We start from the raw sequence: 15,545 nt of genomic DNA, 5'->3' as shown, positions 1-15,545 counted from the left end.
ATACGGAAACTAGGATTAATGAGCGACTACAAGCATACTTTGAATTTACCGGAAACGACGTTTCCAATGCGCGGCAATTTGGCACAACGTGAGCCAAAAATGCTTAAAACATGGTATGAAGACGACCTATATGGTCAAATTCGCAACGCTAAAAAAGGTAAAAAAACCTTTATTTTGCATGACGGCCCTCCGTATGCAAATGGCGATATCCATTTAGGCCATTCAGTAAATAAAATTCTAAAAGACATTATCGTTAAATCAAAAACCTTAGCTGATTTTGATGCACCGTATGTGCCGGGCTGGGATTGCCATGGTCTACCAATTGAATTAATGGTAGAGAAAAAAGTGGGCAAGCCAGGCGTAAAAGTCACGGCCGCAGAATTCCGTGAAAAATGCCGTGCCTATGCTAAAAAGCAAGTTGAAGGTCAAAAAGTAGATTTTAAACGCTTAGGTGTTTTTGCTGATTGGGATAAGCCTTATCTAACCATGAACTTTGATTTTGAAGCCAATGCAATTCGTGTACTTGGTCGCATCATCGAAAAAGGTCATTTACACAAAGGCGCAAAACCTGTGCATTGGTGTACAGATTGTGGCTCAGCATTGGCAGAAGCCGAAGTTGAATACCAAGATAAACAATCGCCAGCGATTGATGTACGTTTTCAGTTTGTTGATCAAGCGGCTGTTGTAAGCGCGTTTGATTTAAAAGCGGATCATGAAGGTAAAGGCACAGTAAGCACTGTGATCTGGACCACTACGCCGTGGACACTGCCAGCTAACCGCGCAGTTGCCGTGCATGCTGATTTAGAATATGCCTTAGTACAAGTTGATGATGAAGGCGCGCAACAGCGTTTGATTTTAGGTTCAGAGCTGGTTAAAGATGCGATGGATCGTTATGGTTTTAATCATTATCACGTATTAGGTTATGTAACAGGTTCAGCACTTGAGAATTTACAAGTCGCGCACCCGTTTTATGACTTTAACGTACCAGTGATTGTGGCTGAGCATGTAACGACTGACTCAGGTACCGGCATCGTGCATACGGCACCAGGACACGGCCAAGAAGATTTCGTGGCTGGTTTACAATATGGTTTAGAAGTGGCTAACCCAGTTGGCGCAAATGGTGTTTATTTACCTGACACTGAGCTTTTTGCAGGTCAGCATGTATTTAAAGCTAATGCCAGTGTAGTTGATGTGCTGACTGAGCGTAATGCGCTTATGCATCACCATGCCTTAACGCACAGTTACCCGCATTGCTGGCGTCATAAAACGCCAATTATTTTCCGTGCAACGCCGCAGTGGTTCATCAGTATGGATCAAGCTAATTTGCGTCAAGATTCATTACAAGAGATTAAAAACACGCAGTGGTTACCAGAATGGGGTGAAAGCCGCATTGCTAACATGGTTGAAGGTCGCCCGGATTGGTGTATTTCGCGCCAACGTACTTGGGGTGTGCCAATTGCTTTATTTGTTGATAAAGACACCGGTGCTCTTCATCCAAATACCCAAGCATTGATTGAGCAAGCAGCACAATTAGTTGAGAAATCAGGTATTCAAGCATGGTATGACCTAGAACCTGCGACTTTACTTGGTGAAGCTGACGCACAGCAATACATGAAAGTACAAGATACCCTTGATGTATGGTTTGATTCGGGTGTAACACACGCCTGTGTGGTTGATGCTCGCGAAGATTTAGTTGGTCCGGCTGATTTATACCTTGAAGGCTCAGATCAACACCGCGGTTGGTTTATGTCATCAATGATGACTTCTGTGGCGATTAATGGTCATGCACCTTATCGTCAAGTGTTGACCCATGGTTTCACTGTGGATGAAAACGGCCGTAAGATGTCAAAATCGTTAGGTAACGTTATTTCGCCACAAAATGTGATGAATAAACTCGGTGCAGATATCTTACGTTTGTGGGTTGCTTCAACTGATTACACCGCAGAAATGACCGTGTCAGATGAAATCTTCAACCGTTCAGCGGATCGCTACCGTCGTATTCGTAACACCAGCCGTTACTTGCTAGCTAACTTAAGTGGTTTTGAGCCGAAAACTGACCAAGTAGCTATTGATGACATGGTTGAATTGGATCGTTGGATTGTTGGCCGTGCTGCGCAATTACAAGATGAAATTTTAGCGGCTTATGACAGCTATCAAATGCTGCAAGTAACGCAAAAGCTAATGAATTTCTGTACTGGTGAGTTAGGTTCATTCTACTTAGACGTTATTAAAGATCGCCAATACACAGCGAAAAGTGATAGTCATGCCCGTCGTTCATGTCAAACAGCGCTATATCATATTGCCGAAGCGATGACGCGTTGGATGGCACCAATCATGAGCTTTACAGCACAAGAAATTTGGCAAGCACTACCTGGTGAGCGTGACCAATATGTATTTACCTCGGTTTGGTATGACGGCTTAAAAGCAGTTGGCGAAGGCCAATTTAGCAATGATGATTGGTTAACGATTCTTACTGTGCGTGATGAAGTAAACCGTGTCCTTGAAGGCGCACGTAAAGAAGATGTGATTGGTGCAACATTGCAAGCCAATGTAGACCTGTACGCAAATGCAGAGCTTGCTGCAAAATTAGCTGCATTGGGGGATGAATTACGCTTTGTATTGTTAACTTCTAAAGTCACTGTTACAGCGGTTGATACACAGCCAGAAGGCACAAAAACAACTGAGGTTGATGGCTTGTATATCGCAGTATCAGCAACCGACGCAGAAAAATGTGAACGTTGTTGGCATTACTGTGATGATGTAGGTGCAAATCCTGCGCATCCAGAAATTTGTGGCCGCTGTGTAAGCAATGTTGATGGCGAAGGCGAGACACGTCAGTTCGCATAGGAGTATTAAGTGAGTAAACTAGCCCAAAAAAGTGGTTTAGTGTGGCTATGGTTAAGTCTACTACTTTTAGTAGTAGACTTTGCTACAAAAACACTGGTTGTTAAGACCATGAATTTACGTGATTCAATTGATATTTTGCCGTTTTTTAATCTTACTTACGTACACAACTACGGAGCCGCTTTTAGTTTTTTAAGTGAAGCGGGTGGTTGGCAGCGTTGGTTTTTAAGTATTATCGCAATATCAATCAGCGTATTGTTGATCTGGTGGTTAAAACGCTTACCAGCTACCAACAAAGTGCTTTGTGGCGCATATTCGTTAGTACTTGCTGGTGCGTTAGGTAACTTATATGACCGTATGGCATATGGTTATGTGGTTGACTTTTTGCATTTTTACTATCAAAACTGGAATTTCCCTGCATTTAATATTGCCGACAGTGCAATTTGTATTGGTGCCGCGTTATTATTATTTGATGCCTTTACAGGCGAAAGTCCTAAGGAACAAAAAGCATGAGCCAACTCGTTATTGGTGAAAAGTCAGAAGTTATTTTTCATTTCTCAATTAAGCTATCGGATGGCTCTGCGGCAGATTCAACCAAAGTGCATAATAAGCCAGCCAAATTAACTATGGGTGATGGCAGTTTAACGGCAAACTTTGAAAAATGCTTATTTGGCTTAGCAGCAGGTGACAGCAAGTCATTTGAACTTGAGCCTGAAGATGCGTTTGGGCAACCAAATCCGGATAATATTTATTATGTTGAGCGTAGTAAGTTTGGCCCAGAAACGCCGGCAAAAATTGGTTCTATTATTGCGTTTACGCAACCAGATGGCACCGAATTACCGGGTGTTGTGCGTGAAGTACAAGGGGAATCTGTGACAATTGATTTTAATCACCCGCTGGCAGGGCAACGCTTAACCTTTGAAGTTGATATTTTAGAGGTGAATGGCTAATGGATATTTTACTAGCAAATCCACGTGGATTTTGTGCGGGCGTCGACCGTGCGATCAGCATTGTTGAACGTGCATTAGATATCTTCGAAAAGCCGATTTATGTGCGCCATGAAGTCGTACATAACCGCTACGTGGTTGATGGTTTAAAAAATCGTGGTGCGGTGTTTGTTGAAGAGCTAGACCAAGTGCCAGATGACAGCATTGTGATCTTCAGTGCCCATGGCGTGTCACAAGCGGTACGCAGCGAAGCTAAGCGTCGAGATTTAAAAGTCTTTGATGCAACCTGCCCGTTAGTGACTAAAGTGCATATGGAAGTGACTCGCGCGAGTCGTAAAGGTATCGAGTGTATTTTAATTGGTCATCATGGTCACCCTGAAGTTGAAGGCACCATGGGGCAATACGATAACGCTAAGGGTGGTATCTATTTAGTAGAAACCCCTGAAGATGTTGCCAAACTAAACGTGAAAAACCCTAATAACTTATTTTATTGCAGTCAAACTACCTTGTCGGTTGATGATACCGCTGATGTAATTGATGCGCTTAGAGTGAAGTTTCCATCAATAGATGGTCCGCGCAAAGATGATATTTGCTACGCGACCCAAAATCGTCAAGATGCAGTACGTGATTTAGCTGATAAAGTAGATGTGTTATTGGTAGTTGGTGCTAAAAATAGCTCTAACTCTAATCGTTTACGTGAACTGGCAGATAAAATGGGCACTGTGGCTTATTTAATTGATGATGCCAGCAATGTAGAAGATAACTGGTTTACTAATGCCAAAGCGGTTGGTGTTACGGCGGGTGCATCGGCACCAGAAGTGTTAGTACAACAAGTGATCAATCGTCTTAAGGAACTAGGCGGTAAGCAGGTAATTGAAAACCCTGGCGAAGAAGAAAATATCGTATTTGCCGTACCTGTTGAGCTACGCTAACCTTAGCGTACTTACTGGGTAATTGAAGGAGAGCGCAATGAGCAAGTCGGTGCAAACCAATACTTTGCTTTTTGCTGCTCTGTTTAAAGAGCGCGGTGTACTTGCTACTTTAGTGGTTGCGCAAGTTATTGCTACCGTACTTGCATTTGCACCTACCACTGCAGGCGATATCTGGCTCCGCCTTGGCACGATCAGCCTGTTTTTACACCTCACTTTTTTATCTAGCCTAACATGGCTTTATTTACTGCGAAAGCAACTCGAACAGATAAGCCAAGCTCTGCAATTGAGCGCTTTAATGCTCTCATTACTCCTTACTACGGCTATTTTTAGTGGTTTGTTAGTTGAGTTTGCAAGTGATTTTATTGCCCAACAAAACAGCTATGCGTTTATTTTAAGAAACCTATTAGTGGTGTTTTTAGTCACTGCATTATTTATTCAATTTTTAACGATTCATTTTGAAAAAGAACAACAAACTAACGCCTTAGCTCGCGCAGAGCTGGATGCCTTACAAGCGCGTATTCGGCCACATTTTTTATACAATAGCCTTAATACCGCCGCCGAGCTTACCCATTATGATCCGCAAGCGGCAGAGCAAGCGATTTTAGCGCTTGCGGCATTATCGCAAGCAGCCATGCGGGTTGGTAAAGAAACCGCATTAGCAGATGAAATCACACTCACTCAGCAATATATAAAGTTAGAAAGCTGGCGCTTTGCTGAGCGTTTACAGGTTAATTGGCAACTACCTGAGCAGTTGCCAGCTATCACTATCCCATGTTTAACATTACAACCATTGCTAGAGAATGCCGTTTGTCACGGTGTTGAGCCTGCATTGACTGGCGCTATAATTTATGTCGAGTTACATATTAGTAAACGCTCGTTAGTTATTTTAGTAGAGAACCCAATCTCTTCGCAGCAGCAAAAACGCCCAGGTAATGGCATGGCACTGGATAATATTCGCCAGCGGTTAGATCTTTATTATCAAGGTCGTGCAAAGCTAACAGTAACAACCCGTGGAAATGTGTTTCGGGTCAAGTTAGTACTGCCTTTGGCTCTTAATAATGCCAAGGAGCAAGCATGAAAGTTCTCATAGTTGATGATGAACCATTAGCGCGCGCTCGCCTACAGCGATTACTCGCTGATTACCCAGACTATAACCATGCGGCACAAGCAAGTAATGGCAATGAGGCTTTACAACAAGTGAAGTTGCAGGCCCCAGATATTGTATTTTTAGATGTTGATATGCCAGCGATGAGCGGTTTAGAAGTTGCAACACAATTGAATAAGTTGCCTGTACCACCCGCTATTATATTCGTCACCGCTCACCCGGAGCATGCCTTAGATGCATTGCAACTCAGTGCAGCGGGTTATTTAGTAAAACCGGTGACAGAGCAAAATTTGGCAAACACCATAGAGCAACTAGGGCGTTTAACGAGAGCGCATGTGCACAAGCAACGACCTGCGATGATCAGTTATCAACTTGCAGGCGTGACCAGAAGTGTGGCGTTAGCAGAGGTGTGTTATGTCATGGCGGAAGATAAATACACGCGTTTGATATTTACTAACGGCGAAGCACTGCTTGATCAAAGCTTAAAGCAACTTGAGCAAGACTATCCCACCCAGTTATTACGCATCCATCGTAAAATATTAATTAATAAATCGCGATTAGTTGCGTTAAAAAAAGCGGGTGATGGCAGCCATGTGGTTGCACTAAGCGACTGTAGCTGCTTATTACCGGTAAGCCGACGAGCTTATAAAACCGTGAAAGATCATCTCTAAAGCTAGTTAACCATTCATCAACAAATATAACCGTTCATCCTTAGCATTGTTGTATATACACAGTGTTCGCATATGCTTATAGTCAGATAGTTTTATATAGGATGTGCGATGAGAGTTATCAATCCACCATCACAACGAGGCTTTACCTTAGTTGAGGTATTAATCGCGTTTGTGATCCTAAGCTTTGGCTTACTCGGTGCAGTAGCATTACAAGCAAAAGCAAAACAGGCCAGCTTTGATTCTATGCAGCGCGCTGCTGCTGTGGCGCTGGGTAACGATATGATCCAGCGAATGCGTGCGAATGACAGAGTAGGAGTGATCACTCAATACAATGGCACATTTAACAGTGACACGGCACTTGAACAGTCACGTACCTGTTATACCGGTTCATGTAGTTCAGCGCAAATTGCCGCACTTGATCGCCAGCAATGGATCAGAGCTATTCAAGCTCGTGAAAATACCGGCGCGCTCGATGATGCAACTGTGTGTATTGAAAATACCGTTGCTCCAGGCGGTGATGGTAAAGCGTTTAATATTCAAGTGGTGGTTAGTTGGCAAGGGCGTCAGGAGATAACCGCTAATGCTGAGACAAAAACAATAACCTGTGGTGAAGAAAGTAACACTCGGCGTGTAATGGTATTGAAAAGTTATATTTACTTAAGGAGCTAATATGAAGCAGCAAGGTTTCACTTTAGTTGAAATGATGGTGGCATTGTTTATCGGTGGTTTAGTGCTTGGCGGGGTAATGTTCACTTATATCAGTATGAAAGTCACGACCAGAGATACCATGACGATTGGCGAGTTACAAGAAACGGGCCGTTTAGCACTGAATATAATGCAGCGTGATATTGAGCAAATAGGTTTTTGGGGCACGTTTTACGAAGACTCATTTTCACAACAAAACACGGATACTTTAGCAAATCCTGCAGCAGATTGTTCTGCGGGTCTTAATAATGGCAGCTTTCCAGTTTTTAACGCAAACAGTAATTTTCGTTCCGTCTTTGCCGTTGAATCTACAGGGGGCGCCCAGCTTAATTGCATTCCCAATGCACAAGAAAATACCGATATTCTACAGGTAAAATTTCTAGAGGGGTTGCAAATTGACCCTGATGATAGTAATTCAAATAATTACTATTTTATAGCTGAACAAGAACAAGCTGAATTTCGTAAAGGTCCATTTACAGCCGCTTCAATCAGCGGCAATGCTACAGTGTGGCGTTATCGCCATCATGTTTATTATATTGACGAGAGAACTTATCAATTTAACGAGCGAAACATTAGCGTGCCGGTACTGATGCGCCGTCGACTAACAGCAAATGGTAACATGATCGCTGAAACGATTATGGAAGGGGTCGAAAATATGCGGTTTTTATTTGGCCTAGATACTAATAATGACAGCCGAGTGGATACCTATCGAAGTGTTAGCAATATGACAGCAACAGATTGGGAAAACCGTCGGGGAATATTAACCGTACAAGTGTTCATTTTAGTGCGGGCATTGCAAGAAGATGCTGATTTAAATCAGCTAAACCAAACATATACGCTAGGCGAAGATGCTGAGCAACGGATCCTTAAGTTTGATGACCGGTTCCGTCGGGCTTTATTTACCACCACTATCCGCTTAAATAATGTAGGGGCAAACTTATGGCGCATTTAAAACGGGTCTCAAAACAGCAAGGCATTGTATTGGTCGTTGCGCTGATCATGGTTGTTGCCGTGACAGGAATAGCGGTGACACTCATGAGTAGCAGTAGTGTGGATATGAAAATTACCAATGCAGCATTTGAGCGAGAAGAAGCTGAAAACTTATTAATGGGCAATGTGCAACAAGTGATTGCAGATGAAGCTACTAAAGGTGGCACAAGCCATTTTTTGTACACTCAAGCTCAAATACCAAATGGCACCATAGCGTTAAATAAAATTGGCGAAACAACGAGTACGATGAGTAACTTAAATAGTGGCGCGTTAGATCTGCCTTGTCCTCGAAAATTTAATTTTACGGCGGGTATTTCATGCAACATGGTGCAAGTGAACAGTACTATAACGTACGGCTCAAAAAGCAAACATACCATTACCGTAACGTCAGGCATAGCCCAAGAAATGGCAAGCCTGAATACGGGCGGGTAAGCGAGTAAAGACGATGAAATTTAAAAATTTAGTTATAAGTATCTTACTCGGTAGTACCGCGTTTTTGAGTATGCGCAGTGATGCTGAAGATATCGAACTTTATGTAAATCATAATGTAGAGATAGATGAAAGGCCGCGGGTGTTAATTATTTTTGATACTTCCGGGAGTATGGCTTTTTCAACGAGTAATGGACGTGATTGCGGATTTAGAAATGGCCTCTATGAGCTATGTAGTGATAGTCGTCTAGGGGTGGCGAAAGATGCAATGGGTCAGCTAATTGATGAAAATGATGATATTGACTTTGGTCTAATGCGTTATAACAGCACTGATGGCGGTTATATATTAAATGGGATCGGTAGCTCTCATGCCGCTATAAAAACATCTATAAATAATCTTCCTGCTGACGGTGGAACCCCTTTAGCTGAAACACTTTGGGAAGCTTATTTATATATAACAGGACAAAGCTTGCACTATGCGCTAAATGTCAGCGAGAGTAGTCGAGATACAAATGTTGAAAATAAAATTTTTATTCGTGAAGAGTGCCGACGGTGGCGATGGGGCCGTTGTCGGGAATGGGAAAATGTATATAGTTACACTTATATTTCCCCTTTTGCTGATAGTGTCGCCGAAGCTAAGCGGTGTGATAACTCAGTTAATATAATTTATATGACTGATGGTGATCCATCTCCAGGCAATGATAACGACAGTGATAATGATATAAGTGCTGCATACAAAAAATATTTTGGTCGTTCACTTTCAAGTGGCGATTATCTATATAGTAATTATCTTCATAAACTCGCTAAAGTAATTCATGGTGTAGAAGCCAACAAGAAAGCAGATATCGAAGAAGTTGTTGTGGATTTATACCCGCAAACTCCTGATATCCATGAAACCGGTCGTGTTTATACAATCGGCTTTGGTTCAGGGATGAGTAGTGCTGGTAAAGGGCTGCTAGAAGAAGCGGCTAAACTTGGTGGTGGTCAATATCAACATGCTGATACCGCAGAGCAGTTATCCGCTGCATTTAAAAAGTTCATCACAAATATTCGGGAAGTGAATGATACGTTTACCTCACCTTCTATAGCGAGCAATAATGTCGATCAAACACGTAGTCGTGAATCAATTTACTATGCCATGTTCTATCCTGAAACGGGTGCTCGTTGGCGAGGAAATTTAAAAAAATTAAAAGTGTCTGGTACAGAGATTGTTGACGCAAAAAGTAATCCTGCACTCAACGATGATGGGTTGATTAAATCAACAGCACATACCTTTTGGTTACCCGCCAACACAGCTGCAGATGGTAACTCGGTGGAAAATGGGGGGGTTAATTTACACCTTACCCATTTAGCTGAACGAACAGTTTACACGGATTCCCCTAAAGGGGGATTGATTGAATTTAAAAGCTCAATTTTGCAGACTGCATTAGGGAGTCTTACTAATCTAGCTACTAGCTTCGGCACTGATAAAGACAGTGTCGGTTCAACAATTGACTGGGCCAGAGGGGTTGATGTAGATGATGAAAACGGCAATGGTTCTCGTCGTGATCAACGTACAGACATATTCGGTGACCCATTACACTCAAAACCAGTCACTGTTGATTATGGGAATGATGACGTACGCATCTTAATTGGCACTAATGCTGGATTTTTGCATATGTTTCGAGATAAAGGTGATGCTGTCAGTGAAACTTGGTCATTTATTCCAAGCAGCTTATATAAAATTTTAACACCTTTGCGTGAAAACCAGGCTGATAGCAAAGTGTATGGTGTTGATGGCCCAATAACGGTGTTTTTTGATGATGCAGACCGAGATGGGATTGTTGAAGCGGGTGATCGAGTATGGGCATTCTTTGGTATGCGCCGTGGTGGTAATCAGTATTACGCTTTAGATATTACTAACCCTGATGCGCCGAAATTAATGTGGACAATACAAGGTGGTAGCGGAGTTTATAAAGAGTTAGCGCAAACTTGGTCTGCTCCTACAGTGTCATACATTAAGGGAAGAGAAGATCCTGTGCTGATTTTTGGTGCTGGCTTTGACACCAATAAAGACAATGTTTCGCTTAGTAATGATAGTAAAGGACGCGGTTTATACATTGTAAATGCGTCAAATGCTGAATTGGTGTGGGAATTAACACCTAACACAGGTTTTAAAGGAAAACACAGTATTGCGGCAACTGTTTCGATACTTGATTCAGATTATGATGGTTATATAGACCGCTTATACGCGACAGATACTGCAGGCAGTGTGTGGCGAATAGACATGCCTGGTTCAAGCCCTACAGATGGTAAAAATCCCTGGACTCACTTTGAATTAGCAAAGTTGGGTGGCACTTTAGCTAGCCAAGATAGACGCTTTTTTTATAAGCCTATAGTAGCACGTACAATGTTTAGTAAAGTAACCAGTACTACAGCCAATAACCAAACAACGATAACTCGTCAAGACACTCCTTTTGATGCGGTATTAATAGGAAGTGGTAACAGGCCAAAACCAACATTGACGGGCGTACAAGATCAACTTTATATGATCCGTGATATCAATACTGTGACTAAGTCATTTCAAGGCACTGACATACCAGCGGCAATTACATCAAGTGATTTAATGAATGTTAATAATGATCCTTTTGCAAATGCACTTGATGATATAGATGAGTTTACCAAAGCTGAGGTGACGCTGAGTAAAGCCAATGGTTGGTATTATGATCTACCCGGTAGTGGAGAGAAGTCACTCGCAGCTGCAACTGTAGTGGGTGGGGTTGCTTACTATACTAGTTTTACACCTGCTTCAGAAGATGCCACGATTAATCAATGCTCTTTAAGTGGCGGAAGTGGTGGGTTATATGCGTTTCATCTACATTACGGCAGCAAAGTGTATAATCAATTACGCTATGTGACGAGCAATGATGTGCCGGATACACCACAACTTTATTTTGGCAGTACCGAAGCCTGTGATGGGGATGAATGTGATGAGCAAAGCCAGTTTTTATTACTCGGGCCCGGTATTAAGAAAACTAAAGAGACGGAAAAAGAGTTGAGCGCGAAAAACCCATTTGTACCAAAAGAGATCCTTGGGCCAGGTATTGCGTTTGACAAGGATGGCAAAATTAAACTTGTTAGTGATGCCGTACCAATTGGCTTTGGTTTTAAAACCCAACAAACGTTTATTTATAAGCGTGAAGTGAATGATAATCGAAAATGATGGTTAGCTGATCCGTCTAGAAACGTTTGACTCTTACCTGCATGGATGTAGGTAAGGAGCGAAAGCATGCTGCGGTGGTTTTACTCGGTCTTTTAACTTAGTCCACTAGGTTACAAACCTCAAACTGCGATTAAATCACCCCTAGATGGCCAAGTTTTAACCCTGAAAGGCCAACATACCCTCGTTATAGAGCGCAGCTTCTCTATAAAAAGCTGTGCCCTTCGTGTTACTTTTGCTCAATGGATGGCATGGCACAGATCATATCTATTACTACTTTATTAGTAAAAATTTTAATATAAAAACATTGCTTCAGGTGCCGCCCTAATACTTTAATCCAATCAATTAGATGTAGTTAAAAAGCATGGTTTTGATTGTTTTTTATACAGTATGGTCACTATTTTATCTTGTTAAAGCTAGAATTTATGCTGTACTAAAGTAGTACTCATTAAGAATATTAGGCCGTCTTCTGTATGGGTTTTTATATCTAACAGATTCTCACATGGATAGGGGGTGGTCGCTATGTCTCAGTTCACTCATGGAGTTACAAGGCTTCTATTAGGCACTTTACTGTTTTTTATCAGTCAATTTTGTATTGCCGATGATATCGAACTTTATCAGTTAGAGAGTAATGATAAACCACGGGTGTTATTAGTGTTTGATAACTCACTCAGTATGGCTTTATCTATTAATAGTAACAAGCAATGTAAAGGGCTCTTAGGTTTAATTAAGTTATGCCCTGAGACACGACTCTCCGCGGCAAAAAAAGCGATGAAGAAGCTGATCAGTGAAAATCCAGATGTTGATTTTGCACTTATAAAATCCAACGGACCGCTAAATTTAGATTTAAGTAACATACTTAATTTAGGGGAGCTATTAGGCTCTACAGGCGGTTATGTCGCTCATGGGTTTGGCTCGGATCATAATGACATTATCGCTACTATCGATGATTGGGGATTACTGTCCTTAGTTAACCTAAGTCCGGCTACAGAAATGCTACATGAAGCCTTGCTTTACTTGCGTGGCCAACAAGTAGGGTATGATCATCTAAATTTGTTAAATCTAATCGATATTCGAATTCAAAAGCAAGGGCAATATATTTCGCCTTTTAAATTACTGAGCGATTCAGCAATACGCTGCGAAAGTCGGGTTAATGTTGTCTTGATCACTGATGGAATGTCACTGACAGAAAGCCTTCCGTTATTAGAAAATAGCCGTGAAAATGATATCAAACAGCTGCACCAAACCATGTATGGTTATTCTGCTGTAAAATTTAACAATACCTACTTACCTACAGTGGCTAAACTTCTACATGGTCAAGGAATTGATAATTACGATGCGTATCCAGAAACAACCGCGATAGATACAGTCAATGTACATATTGTAGGGTTTGGGTTTGGTATGCCAGTTTATGCGCAGCAAGTATTAATTGAAACTGCAAGACAAGGAGGTGGGCAATATTTTTTAGCGGAATCTATTGATGATCTAAACGGTGCTTTAGTAGCGACTATGAAAACAGTTCGCAACGTGGATGCTAGTTTTACTTCTCCTGCGCTTGTCGCAAATAGCGCGGATAGAACTCGCCATCTAGATAGTATTTATTTAACCATGTTTAAACCCGATCTTGGGCCTCGTTGGCAAGGTAATCTTAAAAAGTTGCAAGTGTCTGGCGCACAAATTATCGATGCCACAGGGAAGAGTGCTTTGAATGCCGAGGGGAAAATAAGCCAAGCTAGCCGCACTTTTTGGCTGCCAACGTCACAACCCAATGATGGTGCCCAGCTACAAGCTGGCGGAGTCAACTATTGGTTGTCACAATTTACACAAAGAGCTATTTATACAGATTCTCCTGCAGGTTTACTGCCTTTTACATATTCAACATTACAAGGTCAATTAGATGATCTTGATGAGCTATTTAGTGAATCACCAGCGCAAGTTGAGGCGACAATTAACTGGGCGAGGGGAATTGACGTGGATGATGAAAATAATAACGATAATCGAGAGGAGCCCCGGGCTAATATTTTTGGTGATCCTCTCCATTCAAAACCAGTCGCTGTTGATTATGGCAATGGTGATGTAAGGATCCTGATTGGTACAAATGCCGGCTTTTTGCATATGTTTCAAGATAAAGACGGTACTCTATCAGAAAGTTGGGCATTCATTCCTCGTAGCCTCTATCACATTCTTAAGCCTCTGAAGGAGAATCAAGCGAACAGCAAAATTTATGGCGTTGATGGCCCTATTAGCTTATTTATTGATGACAAAAACAGCAATGGCATTATTAATGAGGGAGACAGAGTTTGGGCATTCTTTGGACTGCGTCGAGGTGGGCGAAATTATTATGGGCTTGATATCTCCAAACCTAATTCACCAAAACTACTTTGGAGTAACCCGGTCCAAGGCGGTAGTGCTACTTTTAAAGAATTAGGCCAAACATGGTCAAAGCCGATTGTAACTTATATTAAGTTAGCCGGATTTGAAAATAAACCAGTACTGATTTTTGCAGCCGGTTACGACACAAATAAAGATAAAGAATATTCAAACTCAGATAGCCAAGGGCGAGGGGTCTATATTGTTGATGCGAGCACGGGTGAAAAAGTGTGGTCATTAACACCTGAGAATGGCTTTAAAGGTGTTGATAGCATTGCCGGCGATGTGGCTATTTTTGATGCAAACTACGATGGTTATATTGACCGCCTTTATGTTGCCGATACCGGAGGGAATGTGTGGCGTGTAGATATGCCTGAAGCGGCTTCTTGGACACATTTTAAACTAGCAGAGCTAGGTGGCAATGGGGTGAACCAAGATCGACGCTTTTTAACTCAAGCTATGATTGCCAGAACCTCATTTAGCCGACTTAGCAGTGTGTTTTATAATGGAAAAATGCTTAACGTACGTGAAAGTACGCCCTTCGATGCAATATTAATAGGCAGTGGTGACCGTGCTGCAGCAACAGCTACAAGCACCCAAGACCAACTTTATATGATCCGAGATATAAATACTGTAACGGGTAAATTTATCAATGGTTTACCTGATCCTATCAAAGTTGATGATTTAATGGATATCAGCTCTGATCCTTTTTCGACTAAACTCAATGATGTTGATGCGTTTAATCAACTTGAGATGGAACTGGGCAGTTTTAAAGGCTGGTATTATAACTTACCTGGTTTAGGCGAGAAGTCTTTAGCTGCGGCAACGGTGGTAGGCGGGATTGCGTATTTCACCAGCTATACACCCGCTGCTAGCACTGCTCAACAATGTGTAAATAGCAGCGGCCAAGGGGCTATGTACGCGTTTCATTTACATTACGGTACTAAAGTTTATGAGCAGTTGGCTTACTTAACTCACCAGGAAATACCTGATACACCGCAGCTCTACTTTGGTTCGATTGAGCAATGTGTAGATGAAAATAATGATCAACTCTGTGACGACACCATGGAACCAACAGTCAAGAAAAGTCAGTTCTTGCTCCTCGGGCCATGGCTAAATACCAGCCAAGGGCAAAGTGAATCACAGCCGAGCAAAGCGTTTATACCTCAAGAGCTATTAGGGCCTGAACTTAGTGTTGATGAGAATGGGCAAATAAAATTAGTAAATAACGCAGCAGGACAAGTTTTTGGCCTTAAAGTGCAGCAAACTTATGTTTATAGGCAAGATATAATTTCTCAATAATTGCATTCAATAGCGTACGGACCTATGATAGTGAATAAACGTGATAGCGGC

The 15,545-nt window shown here is 41.9% G+C and carries 11 protein-coding genes; all 11 read left to right on the top strand.

Annotation, left to right across the window (positions count from 1 at the left end; genetic code table 11):
* Window positions 1-18 precede the first annotated feature (18 nt).
* Complete coding sequence (gene ileS / locus ACMVDV_RS08220) at window positions 19-2,847, top strand: isoleucine--tRNA ligase (RefSeq protein WP_416157784.1); 2,829 nt, start codon at window positions 19-21, stop codon at window positions 2,845-2,847.
* A gap of 9 nt (window positions 2,848-2,856) precedes the next feature.
* Window positions 2,857-3,357: a signal peptidase II gene (lspA, locus tag ACMVDV_RS08215; protein ID WP_304185692.1), complete on the top strand. Its 501-nt coding sequence runs from the start codon at window positions 2,857-2,859 to the stop codon at window positions 3,355-3,357.
* Window positions 3,354-3,794: an FKBP-type peptidyl-prolyl cis-trans isomerase gene (fkpB, locus tag ACMVDV_RS08210; RefSeq protein WP_304185691.1), complete on the top strand. Its 441-nt coding sequence runs from the start codon at window positions 3,354-3,356 to the stop codon at window positions 3,792-3,794. The genes lspA and fkpB overlap by 4 nt, the downstream gene beginning before the upstream one ends.
* Window positions 3,794-4,723 (top strand): 4-hydroxy-3-methylbut-2-enyl diphosphate reductase, encoded by a 930-nt coding sequence (gene ispH, locus ACMVDV_RS08205; RefSeq protein WP_304185689.1) that lies wholly within the window; start codon window positions 3,794-3,796, stop codon window positions 4,721-4,723. The genes fkpB and ispH overlap by 1 nt, the downstream gene beginning before the upstream one ends.
* A gap of 37 nt (window positions 4,724-4,760) precedes the next feature.
* Window positions 4,761-5,801 carry a sensor histidine kinase gene (locus ACMVDV_RS08200; protein ID WP_416157783.1) on the top strand — a complete coding sequence of 347 codons (1,041 nt, stop codon included), beginning with the start codon at window positions 4,761-4,763 and terminating at the stop codon, window positions 5,799-5,801.
* On the top strand, window positions 5,798-6,499 hold the full coding sequence (locus ACMVDV_RS08195; RefSeq protein WP_304185685.1) for a LytR/AlgR family response regulator transcription factor: 702 nt from the start codon (window positions 5,798-5,800) through the stop codon (window positions 6,497-6,499). Before ACMVDV_RS08200 ends, ACMVDV_RS08195 begins: the two co-directional genes overlap by 4 nt.
* 108 nt (window positions 6,500-6,607) lie before the next feature.
* Complete coding sequence (gene pilV, locus ACMVDV_RS08190) at window positions 6,608-7,168, top strand: type IV pilus modification protein PilV (protein ID WP_304185683.1); 561 nt, start codon at window positions 6,608-6,610, stop codon at window positions 7,166-7,168.
* A 1-nt stretch (window position 7,169) separates the two neighbouring features.
* Window positions 7,170-8,156 (top strand): PilW family protein, encoded by a 987-nt coding sequence (locus ACMVDV_RS08185; protein ID WP_416157782.1) that lies wholly within the window; start codon window positions 7,170-7,172, stop codon window positions 8,154-8,156.
* On the top strand, window positions 8,144-8,626 hold the full coding sequence (locus ACMVDV_RS08180) for a pilus assembly PilX family protein (protein WP_304185680.1): 483 nt from the start codon (window positions 8,144-8,146) through the stop codon (window positions 8,624-8,626). Before ACMVDV_RS08185 ends, ACMVDV_RS08180 begins: the two co-directional genes overlap by 13 nt.
* Before the next feature lie 13 nt (window positions 8,627-8,639).
* Window positions 8,640-11,825, top strand: a complete 3,186-nt coding sequence (locus ACMVDV_RS08175) for a PilC/PilY family type IV pilus protein (RefSeq protein ID WP_416157781.1) — start codon at window positions 8,640-8,642, stop codon at window positions 11,823-11,825.
* A gap of 519 nt (window positions 11,826-12,344) precedes the next feature.
* Window positions 12,345-15,494: a pilus assembly protein gene (locus tag ACMVDV_RS08170; RefSeq protein WP_416157780.1), complete on the top strand. Its 3,150-nt coding sequence runs from the start codon at window positions 12,345-12,347 to the stop codon at window positions 15,492-15,494.
* Window positions 15,495-15,545 lie beyond the last annotated feature (51 nt).

This window comes from Pseudoalteromonas sp. ASV78 (assembly GCF_047806705.1).
Taxonomy (GTDB): Bacteria; Pseudomonadota; Gammaproteobacteria; order Enterobacterales; family Alteromonadaceae; genus Pseudoalteromonas; species Pseudoalteromonas prydzensis_A.
Note: the sequence above shows the minus strand (reverse complement) of the source record. Positions and strands in the feature narration are given on the sequence as shown.